The following is a 268-nucleotide window of genomic DNA, read 5'->3' on the forward strand; positions in this document are numbered from 1 at the left end:
TGCGGCGTCTGCCGCCCCTGGTTGGGTCGCTACAGCGCGTAGATGCTCCACGAGGCCGTGTGCTCGGCACCCGGCGCCAGCCGGATCAGGTCCGTGCCGCTATTGAACACATCCGGCGGACACGTCATCGGCTCCACGGCCAGCCCAATCCGGCTCGGAATTGGTGCCGGTTTGTCTGCCGTATGGATCTGAAGCCACGGGCAGCTTTGGTCCCAGGACATTCCGACGCCGGTTCCCGCCGGGTCCCGTACGGAAAGGCGGGCCAGGC

At 67.5% G+C, this 268-nt stretch carries 1 protein-coding gene; it reads right to left on the reverse strand.

From position 1 onward, the window contains the following. Positions 1-29: 29 nt before the first annotated feature. The coding region (locus SB847_RS21190) for an aldose epimerase family protein (RefSeq protein WP_486304283.1) at positions 30-268 on the reverse strand (239 nt) is incomplete at its 5' end.

This window comes from Bacillus sp. SIMBA_026, assembly GCF_046535335.1.
GTDB lineage: Bacteria > Bacillota > Bacilli > Bacillales > Bacillaceae > Bacillus > Bacillus velezensis.